This is a genomic window from Streptacidiphilus jeojiense (genome assembly GCF_000719095.1).
GTDB classification, from domain to species: Bacteria; Actinomycetota; Actinomycetes; order Streptomycetales; family Streptomycetaceae; genus Streptacidiphilus; species Streptacidiphilus jeojiensis.
Map to the genome: position 1 here is coordinate 16,192 of NZ_JOEH01000049.1, position 20,760 is coordinate 36,951.

A 20,760-nucleotide genomic window follows, 5' to 3' on the forward strand; every position below is an offset into this window, starting at 1 on the left:
CCTGGCCCGGACGCTACTCCCCGGTCGCCCCGGCGGGGGCGCCAACCGTCTCCTCGGGCGTGTCCGACACCGATTCCGCCGGTACTTCGGCAGGTCGTCCGGCAGGTCGTCCGGCTCTGGCCTGCTGCGCGGCCAGGAAGGCGGCCTTCTTCTCGGCGACCACGGCCTTGCGTTCGCGGTCCTTGACCTCGCGGCGCAGCAGCGAGCCCCAGGCGATCGGGACCAGCAGCGCGAACAACCACCACTGGACCGCGTACGGCAGGTGCACGCCCTTGCCGACCACCGCCATGCTGCTGCTGTCGTTGTTGTTCGGCAGCGGCACCAGTTCGGCGGAGTCGCCGGCCGGGGCCTTCGGGCTGGTGCTCTCCAGCTGCAGGTACCCGGCCACCACCGGCTCGGGCTGGTGCGCGGCCTGCTGGACGCTGTTGATCAGCATGAACTGCCGGTCGGGGAGCCCCTTGACGTCGCGGATGCCGCTGACGGCCGTGGTCTCGTCCGGCTGCAGCAGCCCGGTGACGGTGACCGTGCCGGACGGCGCCCCGGGCACCTTGGGGTACTGGTCGCCGGTTGTGTTGCCGGGATCCACCCAGCCCCGGTTCACCAGCACGGCGTCACCGTCGGCGGTGATCAGCGGGGTGACCACGTAGTAGCCGATGGTGTCCCCGGCCGCGTCGGTGCGGTGCCGCACCACGAACTGGTGCGCGATGTCGTAGTGGCCGGTGGCCGTGACGCTGCGGTAGCGCTCGCTGCCGGGCACGGTGGCCCCGGGCCGGCTCAGCGACCCGATCGGGACCGGCTTCGCCGACAGGTTCTGCGAGATCAGCTGGTTGCCGACGTTGGTCTGCTGGTAGCGGTGGAACTGCCACATGCCCAGCAGGTACATCACCGGGATCAGCACGAAGAAGACCAGAGTCAGGATCACCCAGCGCCGGGTCAGCAGGATGCGCAGCACCCATTGAAGGTACCCCCGCCCGATCTGTCCGCTTACGGCGGGCTCCGGGTTGGCGCCGGAGGGGGCGTCAGGCCTGGCGCTGCTGGGGCACCACGCCCTGCAGCAGGTGCAGGAACGCTGCCTCGTCCACCACCGGGGTGCCGACCTCGCGGGCGCGGCGCGCCTTGGTGGTCCAGCCGCCCGGCTCGTTGGTGACCAGCAGGCTGGTCCGGCTGCTCACCGAGCCGGCCACGTGCAGGCCGGCCTCGGTCAGCCGGTCCTCCAGCAGTTCGCGGTCGGTGGCGGTGTCGCCGCTGATCGCCACCCGCATCCCCTGCACCAGCGGCTGCTCCGGCTCCCACCGGCCCGGGTTGGGGTACGGGCAGGCCGGGCGCCGCCGCGCCGGGCGGTAGGGGCTCCAGCCGGCGGACCGCAGGGATCCGGATCCGCCGCGATTCGGCGGTGCGGCGTCGGCGTCGTCCGCGAGGTGGTCCACCAGCGCGGGCGCCACGCACGGTTGGAACGGCAGCGGCAGACCCGCCTCCACGGCCATCCGCAGGCTCGGCCGGAACACCTCGGCGAGCACCCGGGCGTCGTCCAGCGCATGGTGCGCCTGACGGGGGATCACCCCGAAGTGTCCGGCCAGGGTGCCGAGGCGGTGGTTGGCCAGCGGCAGCCGCAGGTCCCGGGCCAGCACGATGGTGCACAGCCGCTGCTCGACCGGGGCCCGACCGCCCATCCGGGCGTACTCGCGGGAGATCATCGACCAGTCGAAGAGCGCGTTGTGGGCGACCAGCACCCGCCCGGACAGCTGCTCGGCCAGCCGGTCGGCGATCTCCGGGAAGGTGGGCGCGCCCTCCAGGTGTTCGCTGGTCAGACCGTGGATCCAGACCGGCCCCGGATCGCGCTCGGGGTTGACCGGGGTGTACCAGTGGTCCAGCACCTCGCCGACCGGGTCGAGCCGGTAGACACCCACGGACACGATCCGGTCGGTCCGGCCCAGGCCGGTCGTCTCGACGTCCACCACGGCCCAGCCGCCCTGGGGGTAGGGGTGCACCGCGGGTCGGACTGCGTCGCGGCCCGCGCGCTGCGCGTCGATGTCGTCCAGGCGGGTCGGTTCCATGGTCGTTCAGAATACGGGCCCGCTCTGACAGCTCGGGCCACGGCAGCCGCGCCTCCGGGAAACGGAATATCGTGGTCCGTAGGTTGTTCGAAGCCTGTTCGTCCCCTGTCACCCGAAAGAGTGGGATCCCTCCATGCGTGCCACCGTGATCCACGGCCCCAACGACATCCGTATCGAGGAGGTCCCGGACGCCGCGGTGCAGAAGCCCACGGACGCGGTGGTGCGGACCGTGCTGGCCTGTATCTGTGGCAGTGACCTGTGGGCCTACCGGGGCGTCGCTCAGCGCCAGCCCGGGCAGCGGATCGGTCATGAGTTCCTCGGGGTGGTCGAGGCCGTGGGCGCCGAGGTGCGCGGGTTCAAGCCCGGCGACCTGGTCGTCGCCCCGTTCGTGTGGTCGGACGGCGTCTGCGAGTTCTGCGTCGAGGGGCTGCAGACCTCCTGCCCGCACGGCGGCTTCTGGGGCACCCCCGGTTCGGACGGCGGCCAGGGCGAGGCGGTCCGGGTCCCCTTCGCCGACGGCACCCTGGTCCAGCTGCCCCAGGAGGCCGCCGGCGACCAGCGGTTGCTGACCGCGCTGCTGGCACTGTCCGACGTGATGGCGACCGGGCACCACGCCGCCCTGGGGGCCGGGGTGGGCCCGGGGCGGACGGTCGCGGTGGTCGGCGACGGCGCGGTGGGCCTGTGCGGGGTGCTGGCCGCCCGGCGCCTGGGCGCGGACCGGATCATCTCCATGGGCCGGCACCCGGACCGGACCGCGATCGCCAGGACCTTCGGCGCCACCGACATCGTCGCCGAGCGCGGCGAGGCGGCCGTCGAGGCGGTGCGGGAGCTGACCGGAGGGGTCGGCGCGCATGCGGTGCTGGAGGCGGTCGGCACCGAGGAGTCCATGCGCACCGCGATCTCCATCGCCCGCGACGGCGGCTCCGTCGGCTACGTGGGCGTGCCGCACGGCGGCAGCGCGGGGGTCGACATCGGCCAGATGTTCGACCGCAATGTCGCGCTGCGCGGCGGGGTCGCCCCGGCCCGCGCCTACATCCCGGAACTGCTGGCCGACATCCTGAACGGCACCATCGACCCCTCCCCGGTCTTCGACGCCGTGGTCGGCCTGGACGGCGTCCCCGGCGGCTACAAGGCCATGGACGAGCGCACCGCGCTCAAGGTCAAGATCACCTTCTGACGCCGCCCGACCCCGGGCCGCCCTCCGCCGTCAGCACCGGAGGGCGGCCCGGCTACGGCAGCCGACGCAGCGCCGCGAAGCTCAGTACCGGCATCGGCACCGAGGGGCCCAGCGGCAGCCCGGGCGGGTGGCGGACCGTGGCCGGCGGGGGCACCGGCGTGATCGCCCGCTCCAGCCGGACCGTCCCGAAGGGCGGCCGGACCGGTCCGGGCTGGGCACCGGGCTGGGCACCGGGCTCGGGTTCGGAGCCGCGGCTCCGGGATGTGGGGCGCCTGGGCATGGCAGACCTCCGCAGCTGTCCCGCAGGGACGGTGCGCACTCGAAGGGGTTCACAGGGGACAACGACGGACCCCCGCCTCCGGTATCGGCCGGAGCGGCTGCCATCGGTAGAGAAATTCATCGACAAAGCGCCCTGGCAACGGTGCCGAAGCAGTGCCGGAGCAGTGCCGGGGCAGCAGTGCTGAGGCTGGTGGGCCGTCCCAGGTCCTACCCTGGGAGACAGTCAAGGGGAGCGGGTCGCCATGTTGATCGACACATTCGGACGCCGTGCAGTCGACCTGCGCGTGTCGCTGACCGACCGCTGCAACCTGCGCTGCACCTACTGCATGCCCGAGCAGGGCCTGCAGTGGCTGCCCAAGCCCGAACTGCTGACCGACGCGGAGATCGTCCGCCTGGTGCAGCTGGCCGTCACCGGTCTCGGGGTGACCGAGGTCCGTTTCACCGGCGGCGAGCCGCTGCTGCGCCCCGGTCTGGTCGGCATCGTCGCCGCCTGCGCGGCCCTGGACCCCCGCCCCGAACTGTCGCTGACCACCAACGGCATCGGCCTGGCCCGCACCGCCGCCGCGCTGCGCGAGGCCGGCCTGGACCGGGTCAACGTCTCCCTGGACACCCTGGACCGGGAGACCTTCCGTACCCTCACCCGTCGCGACCGGCTGGACGACGTGGTGGCCGGCCTGGCCGCGGCCGAGGCTGCCGGGCTGAGCCCGGTGAAGATCAATACCGTGCTGATGCGGGGCGTCAACGACCACGAGGCCGCCGACCTGCTCGACTGGTGCCTGGACCACGGCTACGAGCTGCGCTTCATCGAGCAGATGCCGCTGGACGCCCAGCACGGCTGGGACCGCGCCGACATGGTGACCGCGGAGGAGATCCTGGCCCGCCTCGGCGAGCGCTTCACGCTCAGTCCGGAGCCGGACGAGCGGCGCGGTGCCGCCCCGGCCGAACGCTGGCTGGTCGACGGCCGGACCGGGGCGGACGGCCGCCCGGCCCGGGTCGGAGTGATCGCCAGCGTCACCCGTCCGTTCTGCCGGGCCTGCGACCGGACCCGGCTGACCGCCGACGGTCAGATCCGCAACTGCCTGTTCGCGACCGAGGAGACCGACCTGCGCGCCGCCCTGCGCGACGGCGCCGGCGACGAGGCCGTCGCCGAGCTGTGGCGCAAGGCCATGTGGGGCAAGAAGGCCGGCGCCGGCATCGACGAGCCCTCGTTCCACCAGCCGGACCGTCCGATGTCCGCCATCGGCGGCTGAGCGGGCGATACTCCAGGGATGAGTACCGAGGAGATCCCGCACTGTTCCGCGAAGGGCTGCCGCCTGCCCGCCGTCTGGGTCCTGGCCTGGAACAACCCCAAACTGCACACCCCGGAACGCCGCAAGACCTGGCTCGCCTGCGACGAGCACAAGGAGCACCTCTCACAGTTCCTGGACCTGCGGGGCTTCCTCAAGGACGTCGTCCCGTTCGCCGACTGGACCGGGTGACGGCGCACCGGTTCACCGCACGAAGATGCCGGGCAGCCACGGGGGGAGCTGCCCGGCATCGGTCCTTCGGTTCCGGTAAAGGTCCGGAACGCGAATGAAGTATTGCATGCGCAAACGCCCTCTGAGAGGGGGAAACGAGAAAACCCGACGACCTGCTCTTAGGACTCCGTTAAGGCTGGGAGGAGCCTGGGAGCTTCCCGTGAGAACCCTGATCGCTCCCGAGGAGGGTCATGCGACGGAGTCCAACGCCGGCTCCTCCGTCATCGGATCCTCCTGGCCGGGGTCGGACACCCCGCGGACCACGGCGAAGGAGAACACCAGAGCCGTCGGCACCGCGATCAGACCGACGCATGTCCAGAGGGCCGGAACCAGGCCGATGGCTGCCAGGATGGCTCCGCCGAAGAAGTAGCCGATGGGGGTGAACAGCTCGGACCCCAGCTGGTCGTAGGCGTAGGCCCGGCTGATGATCCGCTGGGGCAGGTGCCGCTGCAGCAGGGTGTCCCAGTGGACGCCGTGCTGCTCCGAGCAGAATCCGCCGACCAGGGCCGCCAGCAGTACCACCCAGAACGGCTGCTCCAGGGCCAGTGCCAACAGCGGCGCGCCGCACCCGAGCAGGTAGGCCACGGCGACAGGCAGGGGACGCCGCGGTTTCCAGGAGAGCCCGACCAGCCCCCCGATGACGAAGCCGGCACCGGTCGCCGAGATCAGGAATCCCAGGCTGGACGCACCCGCATAGAGTTCGCGCGTGGCCACGGGCATGAGCAGGAAGAACCCGGCGTAGTCACCCATGTTCACAAATGCACTCTGGATGACCACTGTCCACAGCCAGGGGCGGCTCCAGAACTCTGTCCACCCCTCCCGGATCTGGCCGAAGATCCCGGCGGAGTCCTCGACCTCCTCCGGTTCCACGGGGCCGAGTCGGCTCCGCAGCCTCAGCAGCAGCGGAAGGGCGGCGGCGTAGCTCACCGCGTCGATGAGGATGGCCCAGCCGGGACCGGTCGCCGCGACGAGGAGTCCGGCCAGGGAGGGCCCGACGATGAAGCAGGTGCTGTTGGCCAGCCGGATCTGGGCGATGGACCGCTGGAGCCTCCCGGCCGGCGCCACCATCGGGATCAGACCCTGTGCGGCCGGGCGGGAGAACGCGCCCGACAGGCCGGCTGTCGCCGAGAGGGCCACGAGTTCCCAGATGTGGATCGACCCCAGCAGGAGTGCGGTCGCGGTCAGCACCTCGATCACGGCGCAGCACAGGGCGGATATGAGCAGCACCCGGATCCTTGGCCACCGGTCCGCCGCCGCACCGCCCACCAGCAGGAACCCGAGTTCGGCCAGGGCCGAGGCGCCCAGGGTGTAGCCGAGGTCGGCGGCCGATCCGGTGAGATCGAGTACGGCGAAGGCGAGGCCGACCGGAAAGAAGGTCGACCCGGTTCGGGACACCGCGTTGGCGGCGTAGAGCAGCCGGTAGTTCGTCGACCCGGTGGCGGCCATCACGCCCACCCCTGCACGGCGGACCGCATCTGGAGCGCGAGTTCCAGACCGATCTCCGTGAGCGAACCGGAGCCCACCAAGATCTCGATGCCCTGGTCCGTCCCCCTGCGCCAGCGCAGGTATTCGCGCTGTGCGACGCCGTCGGCCCCTTCGTGCGGGCGGCTGCTCCGGCTCCTCCAGAAGTCAGCCACGGCGATGTGGGCGTAGGTGCCCTGGAGCAGGCCCTCCAACGGGCGCAGGTCTTCCCGCCATGCGGCCGGGTACAACCGGGAGTCCTGCTCGTCGTAGAGGTCGACGACATCCATGAGTGCCCCGAGCTTGGCGTGCTGGATCTCGTGCAGGAGCAGCAGGGCCAGCGTCTCCGGTCCGTCGGGTGCGGCGACTCCTACGGCGCCGAAAGCATCTCTGGAGGTACCGCTGACCTGGGCTCCGTCGTGACGGGGGCGGAGCGGGGTGATCGCCGCCAGGATCCCCGTCACTCCGGGCCAGTAGGCCGGGAACTCGCGCCGGATGAGGTCGAGGGCTCCATCCAGGAGCTCCCACCACAGGGCCGCTTCGGCGTCGGAGACCGGGGGCAACGGCTCCTCGGCGTAGACGTTCCGGTAGGGGTCGTCGTCGACCAGGGCGACCATGACTCCCTGGACGGTCCTGCTGCGGGTCGGCTGCCAGTGGACTCCGTCGCTCCGGACGGCGGTCACACCACCGGATCCCCTCTCCAGGACCAGCCCCGAGCCGTCATCCGCGTCGATGGTGAGCGACTGCGGTGACGAGGTGAGGGTGATTTCCGTCGGCTGCCCCCGGGAGGGAAACCGGGCCAGGCCCAGGGTCGGCAGGTAGAGGTCGTGCCCGTCGACCGTCGTCGGGAGAGTCAGGACGGTCCCCGTGCGCGCGGCGGCCGCGCCCGCCACCGCGACCAGTACCTCACGTTGCAGCGTGCGGAGTTCGCTCTCGGTGCTGTTCCCGTTCCCTGCCCTCTGCTCTGCTGCCCTGGCCAGGAAGTCCGTGGCGCGGATCCTGATGTAGGGATGAGCAAGGACGGCAGCCAGTTCGGCGGGAGCGTGCCGCTCGATGCGTGTCAGCGCCAGCCAGGCCCGACGAGCGGCAGGCTCTGCCGGTGTCGCGTGGTAGACGGAGGCGATGAGCAGTCGGCCCAAGCTGCGCTGACCGGCTCTGAGGGTATTGATCGCGGCACGGTCCCCGTGACCCTGCCCCAGCTGCCGCAGGCTTGAGCGGGGAATCCGGTGCACCCGCTCCGACGGTGAGGGGCGGGTGTGCTCATCGGCGTCGATGGACACGCGAATGTGCTCGATGAGTCTGTAGAGATCGGCGCAGTAGACCGACGGGTTGTCGAAGCCCGAGCCGGCCCGGTACCGGTGGGCGTAGAGGCCGCCGCCACAGCTGGTGACCAGGGGGCAGGCCTGGCATTCCGCAGCCAGGCCTGCGAGTCCGACCTGTCGGGCGCGTATCCCGGGATGGGCTGCCGCCTCGTCGAAGGAGTTCTCCAGGACATCGAGTCCGGTGTAGGCGGCCCCTTCGAACGTCGACTTCAGATGGTCCACCTGCTCCAGGGTGCCGTCAGTCTCCACCACCACCATCTCCGCCGAGCCGAGACCTATCGTCTCGACTCCGCTGGAGCCCCCGAACGAGGTGTCGATGATCGAGTCGAAGAGGCGAATGGGGAAAGGGCGGAGGTCTGCATTCCATCGGTCGAAGATGCGGATGAGCCAGTCCGCGTACGCGGTGCCCGGACCGTCCTGGTGTGCAGGCGGATTCTCCCAGTTCGCATGCGGTAGCAGCAGGTCCAGGGCCGGTGGATCAAAGGACGCCAACGATTCGTAGACAGCTATGGGATCATTCAGTGTGTCAATTGTGCACAGAAGGCCGGAGAACAGGGAGCGATAGCGCTCCGAGGCCAGCAGTGAGATTCCGCGCACAACGGCGGAAAAGCTGCTCTTCCCGTTCGCATGGACCCGGTGCCGGTCATTCGCGACTTTTCCGCCGTCGAGGGAGATGCCGACCTCGATGCCCTGGGCCAGGAAGATCTCGCAGAACCGCTCGTCCAGCAGCACCCCGTTCGTCTGGATCCACAACTCCGGATCGCAGATTCCCTGCAGGGAGTCGCGTAACCGGACCGCCAGCTTTTCGATCAGGTCATGACCGGCGAGCAGCGGCTCGCCACCGTGCATGCCGATGCTGACCCGGGAGAGACGGTGGCCTTGTGCATGATCCCTGATGCGCCCGACCACCGCTGCCATCGTGGTCTCGCTCATCACCAGCGGGCGGGTCCGCCAGCTCTGGTCGGCGTGTTCATACACGTAGCAGTAGTCACAGGCCAGGTTGCAGCGGCTGTGGACCTTGAGAATGAAGTCGGAGAAGGGGACGGGCGGAGAGTCCACGGCAGTCCTCGGCGTTGTGATCGGGAAGAGCGCATGGTGCGGGCGACGGCTGCGGTGCGCGGCTGTCCGCACGCCGCAGCCGCCGTGTCCCTATCCCTTGATCTTGCTCTGGAAGGCGGTCACCTTCAGACGCTCGACCCGGGTGTACGTCGGCACGATCCTTTCCACGATCTTCGAGAACGCCAGGTCCTCGGAAGCCCCCATGAGTTCCAGGGAGACCTCGTCGAGATCGGCCACTTCCGTCGAAATGTCCTGTTCCACTGTGCCCTGCATCATGCCTCCAAACATGTTTGGTGAGCCGTGTACGGACAGGGTTTGAAGCTAGGCTCGGCCCCGGGGCATGTCAACGGATCCGAAATGATCCTTTCCGGGCCCCGCAGATCAATTCTCGGAATGACGATCAGTGAGAATTGTTTCGCGGCGATGAATTCGCAGATCAGGTCAGCGGCAGGGGCACGGAGAAGACCGTCGACATCCGTTCGGGACGGTCGTGCCGACGGTGAATTCAATGTGTGCGTATTTCCGGACCCTATGGGTCCGCTGTCGGCGGCTCAGGCCTGTGGCGGAGCAGCGCTGGTCTCGGCCGCGGGGAACGGGATCTCGGTCCCGGGTTCCAGCATCGGCTGGGGCTGGTGGCCGATGAAGGTGTCGGGCATGCCGGGGGAATTCTCGCGGCCGGCGTTGGCGATCACCACGGCCAGGTACGGGATGAATATCCCGCCGACCAGGGCGATGATCGCGACGATCCGGGACTCCTTCCAGAGCACCACGGCCAGGATCACGCAGAGCGTGCGCACCGCCATGGCGATCATGTAGCGACGCTGCCGCCCGCGCACGTCCTCGCTGAGGCTCGAACGAGCCCCGGTGATCCGTACGACCTCGACCTTGCCCTTGGACTTCCCCATGTCCGTCACGGTACGCCGCGCCACGTGCGGCATCGTGGCCGGGGCACCCGGTTTCTGCAGGAGATTCCCAGGATTCTCCCACCGGCCGCCCCGGCCGTCCCGCTGGCCCGTCAGGACGCCTGGCTCACCGAACTCATGTTGAAGTCGGCCACCCGGACCGGCGGCATCGCGGCCCTGGTGAACCAGTCGGCCCACTCGCGCGGCAGGCAACGCTCGGTCCGTCCGGCCTCGGTGATCCGGCCCAGCAGGTCCACCGGGGACTCGTTGAAGCGGAAGTTGTTGACCGCCCCGGTGACCTCGCCGTTCTCCACCAGGTAGACGCCGTCCCTGGTGAGCCCGGTGACCAGCAGGGTGGCCGGGTCCACCTCGCGGATGTACCAGAGGCAGGTCAGCAGCAGCCCGCGCTCGGTCCGGGCCACCATCTCCTCCATCGAGGCGGTGCCCCCCGCGTCGACGACCAGGTTGTCGGGAGCGGGCCGGACCGGCAGCCCGGTCAGACCTGCGGAGTGACGGGTCGTCAGCAGGTTGGTCAGCTCGCCGTCCCTGATCCAGTCGGTCGGCCCGATCGGCAGCCCGTTGTCGAAGACCGAGGAGTCCCCGCCGGAGGAGCGGGTGACCACGAAGGGGGCCGTCTCCAGGCCCGGGTGGGTCGGGTCGCTGCGCAGCGTCACCGGCAGCTGCGCCAGCCGGTCGCCGATCCGGGTTCCTCCCCCCGGCTTGGAGAAGACCGTACGGCCCTCGGCGGCGTCCCGGCCGACCGCCGACCAGCTCATGTAGACCAGCAGGTCCGCCAGCGCCGAGGGCGGCAGCAGCGTCTCGTAGCGTCCGGCCGGCAGGTCGATCCGGCGCTCGCCCCAGACCAGTCGCTGGGCCAGCTGCTCCTCCAGGGCGGCCGGATCCACATCGGTGAAGTCCCTGGTCGCGGCGCCGACCCAGGCCGAGTCCGACAGGTCGGCGGTCTTGGCGTTGAGTTCGACCGTGCCGGTCGGCTGGTCGTGGCGCAGCCGCAGGCCGGTGGAGCTGCCCAGATAGGTCGAGGTGACCGAGTGGTTGGCGAAGCCGTACAGCAGCCGGCCGCTCTTCCGTGCCCGTGCGAAGGACTCCCCGAGCGCCGGGGCGAAGGCCGCGAAGACGTCCACGCCGGTCTCGGCGGGGTCCGCGGTGAAGTCGGCCGAGGCCGGGCCGCCCGGCCGTACCAGCGGTTGGGCGTCCTCGGCCGGGCCCGCCTCGCGGGCCGCCGCCTCCGCGGCCCGGACCAGCGACTCCAGCTCGTCCGCGGTGACCGCCTCGCGGGAGACCACGCCGGAGGCCGTCCCCTCGCCGCCGTCCACCGTGGCGATCACGGTGAGCGTCCGGCCCCGGGTCACCCCGTTGGTGGTCAGCGCGTTCCCGGCCCAGCGCAGGTTGGCGTTGGACTCCTCGTCGGCGATGACGACGCAGCCGTCGGTGCGCGAGAGTTCCAGCGCCCGCTCGACCAGCTCCGAAGGAGAAGACATCAGCGACCCGCTTCCTGCTGCGTGTTGAGAATGTTGACGGAGCGGAACAGCGCCGACGGGCAGCCGTGCGACACCGCCGCGACCTGGCCCGGCTGTGCCTTCCCGCAGTTGAAGGCGCCGCCCAGCTGGTAGGTCTGCGGGCCGCCGACGGCCTCCATGGACCCCCAGAAGTCGGTGGTGGTGGCCTGGTAGGCGAAGTCCTTGACCTGCCCGGCCAGCCGCCCGCCCCGGATCCGGTAGGCCCGCTGCCCGGTGAACTGGAAGTTGTAGCGCTGCATGTCGATGGACCAGGAGCGGTCCCCGGCGATGTAGACGCCGTCCTCGACGCCCGCGATCAGCCCCGCGGTGTCCGGTCCGTCCGCGGCCGGCTGCAGCGACACGTTGGCCATCCGCTGCACCGGCACATGGCCGGGGGAGTCGGCGAAGGCGCAGCCGTTGGACCGGCCCAGGCCCTTGAGCCTGGCCATCCGCCGGTCCAGCTGGTAGCCGACCAGGGTGCCGTCCTTCACCAGGTCCCAGGACTGCGTCCGCACCCCCTCGTCGTCGTAGCCGATGGTGGACAGGCCGTGCTCGGCGGTGCGGTCCCCGGTGACGTGCATGACGTCTGAGCCGTAGCGCAGGCTGCCGAGCCGGTCGAAGGTGGCGAAGGAGGTCCCGGCGTACGCGGCCTCGTAGCCCAGCGCCCGGTCCAGCTCGGTGGCGTGGCCGATCGACTCGTGGATGGTCAGCCACAGGTTGGTCGGGTCGACGACCAGGTCGTAGCGCCCGGCCTCGATGCTCGGCGCCTTCATCTTCTCGGCCAGCAGCACCGGCAGTTCCGCCAGCTCGGACTCCCAGTCCCAGCCCGTCCCGCGCAGGTACTCCCAGCCCCGCCCCACCGGCGGCGCCAGCGTCCGCATCGAGTCGAACGCCCCGGTGGTCTCGTCCACCGAGACCGCCTCCAGCTCCGGGTGCAGCCGGATCCGCTGCTGGGTGGTGACCGTCCCGGCGCTGTCGGCGTAGAACTTGTTCTCCTGCACGGTGAGCAGCGTCGCCGACACATGGGACACGCCCTCGGCCCCCAGCAGCCGGCTGCTCCAGTCGGCGAGCAGCGCGGTCTTCTCCGCGTCGGAGACCTCGAAGGGGTTCACCTGGTAGGAGGAGACCCAGGTCGCGTCCGGGTACACCGGCTCCTCGGCCAGCTCCACCAGGTCCTCGGTACCGGAGGCGGCGCCGATGCCGGCCGAGAGCCGGGCCATCGCCACGGCCTGCTCGGCCACCCGCGCCGCCGCCGACGGGGTCAGGTCCACCCCGGCCGCGAAGCCCCAGGCGCCGCCGTGGACCACCCGCACGGCGAAGCCGAGCTGCAGCGTGTCCGAGGTCCCGGCGGGCCGCGCGTCCCGCAGCCGCCAGGACGCGCTGCGCACCCGCTCCAGCCGGAAGTCGGCATGGCTGGCACCGAGTTCGGCGGCCCGCGCCAGCGCCGCATCGGCCAGCGAACGCAGCGGCAGCGCCAGGAAGGCGGGATCGAGGGACGGTGATGTGTCCGTCATCAAACTCCTCCAGATGATGGGGTCTCGTTCGGCATCCTGCCCTACGCCCGCCACAACCCATTCGCTTTTATCCGGGCGGCCGGGGTACGGTGTGGACACAACGACGCGGGGTGGAGCAGCTCGGTAGCTCGCTGGGCTCATAACCCAGAGGTCGCAGGTTCAAATCCTGTCCCCGCTACTCGCGAAGTCAGAAGGAGCGTCGCCATGCGTAGGCCTGCGTACTCATGCGTTGGCTGGTCCTGCCAGTAGCCAGTAGCTGTCACCCAGGAGAGAAGAGGTGGACCGTTGAGCCGCTCGGTTCTCGTCACCGGAGGCAACCGGGGCATCGGCCTCGCGATCGCCCGAGCCTTCGCCGAGGCGGGCGACAAGGTCGCCGTCACCTACCGCTCCGGTGAGCCCCCGGAGGGTTTCTTCGGGGTCAAGTGCGACATCACCGACGCTGAGCAGGTCGACCAGGCGTTCAAGGAGGTCGAGGCGGAGCACGGCCCCGTCGAGGTCCTGATCGCCAACGCCGGGGTCACCAGGGACACCCTGCTGCTGCGCATGTCCGAGGAGGACTTCACCTCGGTCCTGGACACCAACCTGACCGGCGCGTTCCGCGTCGTGAAGCGCGCCTCCAAGCTGATGATGCGGGCGCGCAAGGGCCGCGTCGTGCTGATCTCCTCGGTGGTCGGCCTGACCGGGTCCCCGGGCCAGGCCAACTACGCCGCCTCCAAGGCCGGCCTGGTGGGCTTCGCCCGCTCGCTGGCGCGCGAGCTCGGCCCGCGCAACATCACCGTCAATGTGGTCGCTCCCGGCTTCGTCGACACCGACATGACCGCGGTGCTCAGCGACGAGCGCCGGGCCGAGATCGTCGCGGGCGTGCCGCTGGGCCGCTACGCGGATCCGGCCGAGATCGCGTCCACCGTGCGCTTCCTCTCCTCCGACGAGGCCGCGTACATCACCGGAGCCGTCATTCCCGTCGACGGCGGATTGGGCATGGGTCACTGACCGACATGAGTGGAATCCTCGAAGGAAAGCGCATCCTCGTCACCGGCGTGCTGCTGGAGACCTCCATCGCGTTCCAGGTGGCCAAGCTGGCCCAGGAGCAGGGCGCGGAGATCATCCTCACCGCCTTCCCGCGCCCCACCCTGACCGAGCGCGTGGCCAAGAAGCTGCCCAAGCCGTGCAAGGTGCTGGAGCTGGACGTCACCAACCCGGAGCACCTGGCCGGGCTGGCCGACAAGGTCCGCGAGGAGCTGGGCGGCCTGGACGGGGTGGTCCACTCCATCGGCTTCGCCCCGCAGGACGCCCTGGGCGGCAACTTCCTGAACACCCCGTGGGAGTCCGTGGCCACCGCCGTGCACGTCTCGGCGTTCTCGCTGAAGTCGCTGACCATGGCCTGCCTGCCGCTGATGGCGGAGGGCGGCTCGGTGGTCGGCCTGACCTTCGACGCGACCATCGCCTGGCCGCAGTACGACTGGATGGGCCCGGCGAAGGCCGCGCTGGAGGCCACCTCCCGCTACCTGGCCCGTGACCTCGGCAAGCAGAACGTCCGCTGCAACCTGGTCTCGGCCGGTCCGCTCAAGTCCATGGCCGCCAAGTCGATCCCCGGCTTCGACACCCTGGCCGACACCTGGAACGTCCGCTCCCCGCTGCCCTGGGACGTCACCGACTTCGAGCCGGCCGGCCGCGGCGTGGTCGGGCTGCTCTCGGACTGGTTCCCCAAGACCACCGGCGAGATCGTCCACGTCGACGGCGGCCTCCACGCCATCGGCGCCTGATTCAGCGCAGCTGAATTCAGGGGCGCGGGGAACTGCGCGGCCAACCACCACCCAAGGTGCACGGTCGCCCGAACAGCTCCCCGCGCCCCCTCAGGCGCCTTCCTCAATGCTGCACCGCCCCACCACCCAGGCCGCCCGCTCCGCAGCTCGTGCCCCGTCCCGCAACCTGATCGCCTCGACGATGTCGGCATGCGGCACATACCGGTCCGCGGCCAGCACCGGCCCCACGTCGTTGCGCAGGTGCGCCCGCAGCACCTCGCCCAGGTCCGCGTAGAGCGCGGCCAGCACCTCGTTGTGGCTGGCGGCCACCACCGCCTGGTGGAAGGCCGCGTCCGCCTGGATGAAGGATTCGGTGTCGCCGCCCTTCCATGCCTCCTCCCGCCGCTCACTGGCGAGCTCCAGCAGCTCCAGGTCCTGCGCCGTCCGACGCCCCGCGGCCAACCGCGCGGCCGACGACTCCAGCGTCGCCCGCAACTCGGCGACCTGCTGCTGCTCCGCGTCGGCGAACCGCCGGTGCATCACCCCGGCCAGCTCGCTGGTCGCCAGGACGTAGGTCCCCGAGCCCTGCCGGATGTCCAGCAGCCCGTTGTGGGCCAGCGCCCGCACCGCCTCGCGGACGGTGTTGCGGGCCACCCCCAGCTGCTCGACCAGCTCGACCTCGGTGGGGATGCGGGAGCCCACCGGCCACTCGCCCGAGGTGATCTGGATCCGCAGCTGCGCGATCACCTGGTCGGCCAGCGGCTCACGCCGGGGCGAGGTCAGTGCCATGGACTCTCCTTGTCGAGGTGTGTGGAGTGATCCCATCATCGCGCCTCTCGATCGCCAAAGGCTTGGAGCAAAAGGCGTGACCTGAAGTCATCCCATCATTCTATGATGGTGCCATGCCTGCCGCTGAGACCACCGCACCCACGCCCGCATCCACCTCCACGCCCTCGTCCCCGTCCCCCTCCCCGGTCCTCACCCCCCAGCGCGCCCGCTGGCTGCTTGCCGTGGCCATCGCGGTGGCCGCGTTCAATCTGCGTCCCGCCGTGGCCGCGCTCGGCCCGATGCTGGACCAGGTGCGCGGCACGCTGGGGATGAGCGCGGTGGTGGCCGGCATCCTGACCGCGCTGCCCTCGCTCTGCTTCGCCCTGTTCGGCCTGCTGGCACCGACCCTGGCGCGCCGGGTCGGTCCCGCGACCACCGTCTGCGCCGGTATGGGCGCCATCGCGCTCGGCCTGGCGGCCCGGTCGATCGCCCCGGACAGCGCACTGTTCCTGCTGCTCAGCGCCCTGGCCCTGGGCGGCATCGCGGTCTCCAACGTGCTGATGCCGGTGCTGGTGAAGCGCTACTTCCCGGACCGGGTGGGCCCGGTCACCGGGCTGTACTCGATGTCGCTGGCCCTCGGCACCTCCGCCGCTGCCGCGGTCGCGGTCCCGCTGACCAACGCCCTGGGCGGGAGCTGGCGGGTCGGCCTCGGCATCTGGTCGCTGACCGCGGCCGCCGCGCTGCTGGTCTGGCTGGCCCACCTCGGACTCGCCCGCCGCGACCGTTCCGGCTCCTCCGGTCCGGCCGTCGCGGCGGCCGTCCGGGTCAGGCTGCCGATCACCCGCAGCCGCACCGCCTGGGCCCTCGCCGTCTTCTTCGGCCTGCAGGCCACCGCCGCCTACGCCACCATGGGCTGGCTGCCGCAGATCTTCCAGGACGCCGGGATCTCGGACTCCGAGTCCGGACTGCTGCTCGCCGTGACCATGGTCGTCAGCGCCCCGCTCTCCTTCGTCATCCCGGCCTACGCCGCACGCCGTCCGGACCAGGGCGCCATCGTGATCGCGCTGTCCGTGGCCGGTCTGGCCGCCTACGCCGGCCTGGCCTTCGCCCCGGCCGCCGCCCCCTGGATCTGGGCGCTGCTGGCCGGTCTGGCCAACTGCGCCTTCCCGCTCACCCTGACCATGATCGGGCTGCGCTCCCGGACCGGGGAGGGCGTGACCCGGCTCTCCTCCTTCACCCAGGGCGTCGGCTATCTGATCTCGGTGCCCGGACCGATCCTGATCGGCGTCCTCTACCAGCGCGAGCACGGCTGGTACGGGCCGCTGGCCTTCCTCGCGGTGCTGATGGGCGTCCAGGCCTTCGTCGGCCGCCGGGCGGCCCGTCCGCGCCAGATCGAGGACGAGATCGCAGTCGGGATCGCGGACGGGATCGCAGTCGGGATCGCGGACGAAACGGCGCCCCGCCCCGGCCGAGGGTAAGAGGCAGGACCCCGCCGGTTCTCATCCGGGACCCGGTGGCAGACTCGTCGGCATGCCAGTTCTCGACCCCAATCCCACCGGCGGCAACAAGAAGCTGCTGCAGATGTTCGGCCTGATCCTCGCCATCCTGGTGGTGATCGGGGTCATCGCCTCGTTCGCCACCACAATGGGCTGAGTTGGTCCCGCTCCCAGTACCCGGCCCCGGGAATTCTGGGAAGCTGGCAGGTATGAGCGTCGATTCGTCCCGCAGGATCATCGTCCTCCGGCACGCCAAGGCCGACTGGCCCGCCGTGCCCGACCACGAGCGGCCGCTGGCCGACCGCGGCCGCAAGGACGCACCCGTCGCCGGACGCTGGCTCGCCGGCACCGGCATCATCCCCGACCTGGTCCTCTGCTCCACCTCGGAGCGCACCAGGGAGACCTGGAAGCTGTTCGCCCACGAGCTTCCGACCCGGCCCAGAACGGTCTACGAGGAGCGCCTCTACGAGGCCAGCCCGGGCCGGCTGATCGAGGTCGTGCAGGAAGCGGTCCCCGAGGAGGTCGGGACCGTCCTGCTGGTCGGCCACAACCCGGGCGTGCAGGGCCTGACCGAGGTGCTCGCCGGCGGCTTCGAGGGCGACACCCTGACCCGGCTGCGCAGCAGCGGCTTCCCGACCTCCGCGGTCGCCGTGCTCACCCTGGACACGCCCTGGAAGGCCGTCGAGCCGGGCGTGGCCCACCTCACCACCTTCTGGTCGCCCAAGGACTGAGCAGAAGGTCCGTCTCCGGGCCCGGGGGCGTGCGGGTCCTCCCGCACGCCCCCGGGCCGTACCCCCGGCCCCGGCGGCTCAGTGCGCCGCTGACGGGCCGTCGGCGTCCTCGACCTCCTCGCGGGAGATCCCCAGCAGGTAGAGCACGGTGTCCAGGAACGGGACGTTGACCGCGGTGTCGGCGGCCTCGCGGACCACCGGCTTGGCGTTGAAGGCGACGCCCAGGCCGGCCGCGTTGAGCATGTCCAGGTCGTTGGCGCCGTCGCCGATGGCGACGGTCTGCTCCAGCGGGACCCCGGCGGCCTCCGCGAAGCGGGCCAGCATCCGGGCCTTGCCGGCCCGGTCCACGATCTCGCCGACCACCCGGCCGGTGAACTTCCCGTCCACCACCTCCAGGGTGTTGGCCGCGGCGAAGTCCAGGCCGAGGCGCTCCACCAGGTCGTCGGTGACCTGGGTGAAGCCGCCGGAGACGATGGCGACCTGGTAGCCGAGCCGCTTCAGGGTGCGGATCAGCGTCCTGGCCCCCGGCGTCAGCCGGACCTCGGCGCGCACCTTGGCGACCACCTCCGCGTCCAGGCCGGCCAGCAGCGCCACCCGGGCCCGCAGCGACTCGGCGAAGTCCAGCTCGCCGGCCATGGCCGCGGCGGTCACCGCCGCCACCTCGGCCTCGCAGCCCGCGTGCGCGGCGAAGAGCTCGATCACCTCGTCCTGGATCAGCGTCGAGTCGACGTCCATCACGATCAGCCGCTTGGCCCGCCGCTGCAGGCCCGAGCGGACCACCGCGACATCGACCCGCTGCACCGCCGCCTCGGCCGCGAGCTCGGCCCGCAGCCGCTCGGTGGGGACCCCGGAGACGGCCAGCTCCACCGCGGTCACCGGGTACTTGGCCAGCCGGAAGACGCGGTCGATGTTGCCGCCGCAGTCGGTGATCCGGGCACTCAGCGCGGCCACCGAGGCGGCGCTGAGCGGATGGCCCAGCACGGTCACATGGGAGCGGCCCTCGCCGCGCGGACGGTTGTCGCCGGTGCCGGAGATGACCTCGGCCTGCAGGTGCTGCCGGTCGGCCCACTGGTGCACGGTGGCCCGCAGCTCGCCCTCCTGCGGCGGGGCGGTCACCAGGGCGCAGAGCACGATCCGGCCCCGGGTCACCACCTGCTCGAAGTCGACCACGTCGACCCCGTACTCGGCGAGGGTGGTGAACAGGCCGGTGGTGATACCGGGGCGGTCCTTGCCGAACACCTTGACCAGCAGAGTCCGGGGTGCGGGGGCGTCCGACGTCGCAGCGGGGGCGGCCTCGGGGGCCGGGGACTGAGCGCTCATGATGCGGCCAACGCTACCCGGCCGCGGGCGCCGCTCCGCGTACCGTCCCGCCCACCGGACAGCCGGCCCGGAGTCGTTACCTCCCAGGTGGGGCCGTGGGCGGCGGAGGTGTCTGTGCGGGGCCGCCCGAGTACGGGTTGTAGCCGCCGGGCGGCGGTGCCACCGGTGGCGGCCCGGCCGGGGGCGGGGTCGGCGGGGCGGCCGGGGGAGTGGCGTAGGGGTTGTCGGGCGCCGGGGCGGGCGGCCGCCCGCCGGGCGGCAGATAGGGCTGCTGCGGCGGCTGCTGCGGCTGGGACGGCGGCTGCCGGTAGGGCTGCGGCCGGGTCGCCGGGTACTCGTCGGGGTACGGCGAGGGGTAACCGGCCGGGTACTCCGCGGTGCGGCCCGGCGAGTCGCCGTAGTCGCCGTGGCCGGCACCGCCGCCCGGCAGCGACGGCGCCGTCGACACCCGCTTGGCGGAGGCGAACTGAGCCACCAGCAGCGCGCCGAGGAAGCCGAACACCGCTCCCTCGACCAGCCCCAGCACCACTCCCATCAGCAGGTTCCCGCTGATGCTCAGCCCGGCGCCGACCGCGTTGAAGCCGAACACCGACAGGTTGGCGTTCACCGACACGTCCGCCAGCACCAGCAGCACCGGGGTGACCACGGCCATGCCCACCCCCAGCCGCAGCGCGGCTCCGGCCGCCTCGCGCGCCCCGCTCTGCGGCAGCACCGGACGCGGGGTCCGCACCGCCGCCACCACGCCGACCGCCAGCAGCATCAGTGCCACGGCCACCGGCAGCAGCCACACCCGGCCGTCCAGCTGGGCCAGCTTGGACAGGGTGATGCTCTGCCCGGTGCCGCCCTTCAGCAACTGGTCGACGGGGGAGGGCAGGAACTGCGCCAGCGGACCGCTGGCCTTGCCGTTGAACGGGACGGCCATGCCCAGCACCACCACCAGGAACACCCCGTTGGGCGCAGCCAGCAGCGCCGCGCCCACGGTCTTGGCCCCGCCGTTGCCCATCAGCCCGACCACGATCCCGGACACCGCGCCCACCAGTACCGCTCCGACCAGGACGGTCACCACGGCCGAGGCGACCGGGCGGACGGTCCGGCGCAGCGGCTCCCAGCCGACCGGCAGCGGGCAGCGCCTGGAGGCGGCCAGCGCCAGCGCCAGCACCACCAGCACCCACAGCAGGCCGAGGGCGAGCGTCGGCGCCAGGTCGACCTTGAAGCCCACGGTCGGATCGGTGCCGCCGCCGAGGACGCTGCCGACACCGCCCAGCAGACCGCCGATCCCGCCGGAGCCCGAACCCGACCCGGACCCCGAGCTGTTGTTGCCGATCAGGCCGCCGAGGCCGCCGAGCGGATCGCCGCTGCCGGAGCCCGAACCGCTGCCGCTCCCGGTGCCGGGCAGCGAGTTGAGCTTGATGGCCACCGTGCCGTTGCCGGCCCAGGCCCCGACCGCCAGCAGCACCATGAAGCCGACCACCGCGCCGCCGGCCCGGGCCAGCAGCGGCCCCGGGTCCAGCACCGGGTAGCGGCGCAGCGGCCTGACGAACAGCCAGGCCAGCACCACCGCGCCGACCAGGCTCAGGCCCAGCGGGATGATCCCGATGGCCCCCTGGGCACCCGCCGCGTCGATTCCGAAGAACGAGACGTCACCCGAGGGGCTGATCCTTCCGCCGACCGCCATCGCCACCAGGGCCGCGGTCAGCGAGCCCAGCGAGGCATAGGTGTCCAGGCCCAGCAGGTGGATCCCCAGTGCCGCCACCGCCGCCATCGCCGCGAAGGCCCAACTCACCGCCACCAGACCGGAGACCGCCCCGTACAGGGCTCCGTCGCGCAGTCTGCCGCCCGGTCCGGCCGCGCCCGCCGCCGGCCGCTGGTGCCCGTACACCGTCATCGTCTAACCGCCCCCA

General features: G+C 71.5%; 20 protein-coding genes, 1 tRNA gene and 1 pseudogene. 9 read left to right on the forward strand and 13 right to left on the reverse strand.

The features are described from left to right. Window positions 1-13 precede the first annotated feature (13 nt). Together IF29_RS0139260 and IF29_RS0139265 are read right to left on the reverse strand one after the other, a co-directional pair. Window positions 14-952, reverse strand: a complete 939-nt coding sequence (locus IF29_RS0139260) for an SURF1 family cytochrome oxidase biogenesis protein (protein ID WP_051726627.1) — start codon at window positions 950-952, stop codon at window positions 14-16. A gap of 67 nt (window positions 953-1,019) precedes the next feature. Further along, window positions 1,020-2,054: a DEDDh family exonuclease gene (locus IF29_RS0139265; protein ID WP_051726628.1), complete on the reverse strand. Its 1,035-nt coding sequence runs from the start codon at window positions 2,052-2,054 to the stop codon at window positions 1,020-1,022. A 133-nt stretch (window positions 2,055-2,187) separates the two neighbouring features. On the opposite strand from IF29_RS0139265, the gene IF29_RS0139270 reads away from it, so the two are divergent. Next, on the forward strand, window positions 2,188-3,231 hold the full coding sequence (locus IF29_RS0139270; protein WP_030266577.1) for a zinc-dependent alcohol dehydrogenase family protein: 1,044 nt from the start codon (window positions 2,188-2,190) through the stop codon (window positions 3,229-3,231). Window positions 3,232-3,283: 52 nt separating this feature from the next. Here the strand turns inward: IF29_RS0139270 and IF29_RS0139280 are convergent, their stop codons facing one another. Further along, on the reverse strand, window positions 3,284-3,511 hold the full coding sequence (locus IF29_RS0139280) for a hypothetical protein (RefSeq protein WP_030266581.1): 228 nt from the start codon (window positions 3,509-3,511) through the stop codon (window positions 3,284-3,286). 241 nt (window positions 3,512-3,752) lie between these two features. On the opposite strand from IF29_RS0139280, the gene moaA reads away from it, so the two are divergent. Next, complete coding sequence (moaA, locus tag IF29_RS0139285) at window positions 3,753-4,760, forward strand: GTP 3',8-cyclase MoaA (RefSeq protein ID WP_030266583.1); 1,008 nt, start codon at window positions 3,753-3,755, stop codon at window positions 4,758-4,760. Window positions 4,761-4,778: 18 nt separating this feature from the next. Continuing rightward, window positions 4,779-4,988: a hypothetical protein gene (locus IF29_RS0139290; RefSeq protein ID WP_030266586.1), complete on the forward strand. Its 210-nt coding sequence runs from the start codon at window positions 4,779-4,781 to the stop codon at window positions 4,986-4,988. 228 nt (window positions 4,989-5,216) lie between these two features. Here IF29_RS0139290 and IF29_RS0139295 read toward each other — a convergent pair whose 3' ends face one another. The 7 genes and pseudogenes from IF29_RS0139295 to IF29_RS0139320 all read right to left on the reverse strand — a co-directional run bounded on the left by IF29_RS0139295 (window position 5,217) and on the right by IF29_RS0139320 (window position 12,802). Further along, window positions 5,217-6,473, reverse strand: a complete 1,257-nt coding sequence (locus tag IF29_RS0139295; protein WP_157624161.1) for an MFS transporter — start codon at window positions 6,471-6,473, stop codon at window positions 5,217-5,219. Further along, window positions 6,473-7,105: an aKG-HExxH-type peptide beta-hydroxylase gene (locus IF29_RS49140; RefSeq protein ID WP_380525121.1), complete on the reverse strand. Its 633-nt coding sequence runs from the start codon at window positions 7,103-7,105 to the stop codon at window positions 6,473-6,475. The genes IF29_RS0139295 and IF29_RS49140 overlap by 1 nt, the downstream gene beginning before the upstream one ends. Window positions 7,106-7,780: 675 nt before the next feature. Further along, window positions 7,781-8,941, reverse strand: a pseudogene (locus tag IF29_RS49145) (FxsB family cyclophane-forming radical SAM/SPASM peptide maturase); the annotation flags it as partial. Between the two features lie 18 nt (window positions 8,942-8,959). Beyond that, window positions 8,960-9,145 carry a hypothetical protein gene (locus tag IF29_RS0139305; protein ID WP_030266596.1) on the reverse strand — a complete coding sequence of 62 codons (186 nt, stop codon included), beginning with the start codon at window positions 9,143-9,145 and terminating at the stop codon, window positions 8,960-8,962. 275 nt (window positions 9,146-9,420) lie between these two features. Continuing rightward, window positions 9,421-9,774, reverse strand: a complete 354-nt coding sequence (locus IF29_RS0139310; RefSeq protein ID WP_030266599.1) for a DUF3099 domain-containing protein — start codon at window positions 9,772-9,774, stop codon at window positions 9,421-9,423. Between the two features lie 110 nt (window positions 9,775-9,884). After that, the gene (locus IF29_RS0139315; protein ID WP_030266602.1) at window positions 9,885-11,270 is read right to left on the reverse strand and encodes a metallopeptidase TldD-related protein; all 1,386 of its coding nucleotides are present in this window, start codon (window positions 11,268-11,270) and stop codon (window positions 9,885-9,887) included. Then, complete coding sequence (locus tag IF29_RS0139320; RefSeq protein ID WP_030266605.1) at window positions 11,270-12,802, reverse strand: TldD/PmbA family protein; 1,533 nt, start codon at window positions 12,800-12,802, stop codon at window positions 11,270-11,272. Before IF29_RS0139320 ends, IF29_RS0139315 begins: the two co-directional genes overlap by 1 nt. A 104-nt stretch (window positions 12,803-12,906) precedes the next feature. Between IF29_RS0139320 and IF29_RS0139325 the strand changes: the two genes are divergently transcribed. The 3 genes from IF29_RS0139325 (at window position 12,907) to fabI (ending at window position 14,565) form a co-directional block, all read left to right on the forward strand. Next, a tRNA-Met gene (locus IF29_RS0139325) sits at window positions 12,907-12,980 on the forward strand. A gap of 107 nt (window positions 12,981-13,087) precedes the next feature. Beyond that, on the forward strand, window positions 13,088-13,792 hold the full coding sequence (gene fabG / locus IF29_RS0139330) for a 3-oxoacyl-[acyl-carrier-protein] reductase (protein ID WP_030266608.1): 705 nt from the start codon (window positions 13,088-13,090) through the stop codon (window positions 13,790-13,792). Between the two features lie 5 nt (window positions 13,793-13,797). After that, on the forward strand, window positions 13,798-14,565 hold the full coding sequence (gene fabI, locus IF29_RS0139335) for an enoyl-ACP reductase FabI (protein ID WP_030266611.1): 768 nt from the start codon (window positions 13,798-13,800) through the stop codon (window positions 14,563-14,565). A 90-nt stretch (window positions 14,566-14,655) separates the two neighbouring features. Here fabI and IF29_RS0139340 read toward each other — a convergent pair whose 3' ends face one another. Next, window positions 14,656-15,333, reverse strand: a complete 678-nt coding sequence (locus IF29_RS0139340) for a FadR/GntR family transcriptional regulator (protein ID WP_030266614.1) — start codon at window positions 15,331-15,333, stop codon at window positions 14,656-14,658. Window positions 15,334-15,446: 113 nt separating this feature from the next. Here IF29_RS0139340 and IF29_RS0139345 point away from each other — a divergent pair, with 113 nt between their 5' ends. Genes IF29_RS0139345 through IF29_RS0139355 form a run of 3 tightly spaced genes read left to right on the forward strand, consistent with a single transcriptional unit; the run spans window position 15,447 to window position 17,539 of the window. Continuing rightward, on the forward strand, window positions 15,447-16,790 hold the full coding sequence (locus IF29_RS0139345) for an MFS transporter (RefSeq protein WP_063757726.1): 1,344 nt from the start codon (window positions 15,447-15,449) through the stop codon (window positions 16,788-16,790). A 52-nt stretch (window positions 16,791-16,842) separates the two neighbouring features. Continuing rightward, window positions 16,843-16,965 carry an SGM_5486 family transporter-associated protein gene (locus IF29_RS48710; RefSeq protein ID WP_269665112.1) on the forward strand — a complete coding sequence of 41 codons (123 nt, stop codon included), beginning with the start codon at window positions 16,843-16,845 and terminating at the stop codon, window positions 16,963-16,965. Between the two features lie 52 nt (window positions 16,966-17,017). Next, a complete protein-coding gene (locus tag IF29_RS0139355; protein WP_030266622.1) occupies window positions 17,018-17,539 on the forward strand; it encodes a SixA phosphatase family protein in 522 nt (173 codons plus the stop codon). A gap of 78 nt (window positions 17,540-17,617) precedes the next feature. Here IF29_RS0139355 and serB read toward each other — a convergent pair whose 3' ends face one another. Both serB and IF29_RS0139365 read right to left on the reverse strand, forming a co-directional pair. After that, entirely contained in the window at window positions 17,618-18,859 is a 1,242-nt protein-coding gene (gene serB, locus IF29_RS0139360; protein WP_030266626.1) for a phosphoserine phosphatase SerB, read from the reverse strand. 76 nt (window positions 18,860-18,935) lie between these two features. Then, a complete protein-coding gene (locus IF29_RS0139365; protein ID WP_051726630.1) occupies window positions 18,936-20,744 on the reverse strand; it encodes a streptophobe family protein in 1,809 nt (602 codons plus the stop codon). Window positions 20,745-20,760: the final 16 nt, after the last annotated feature.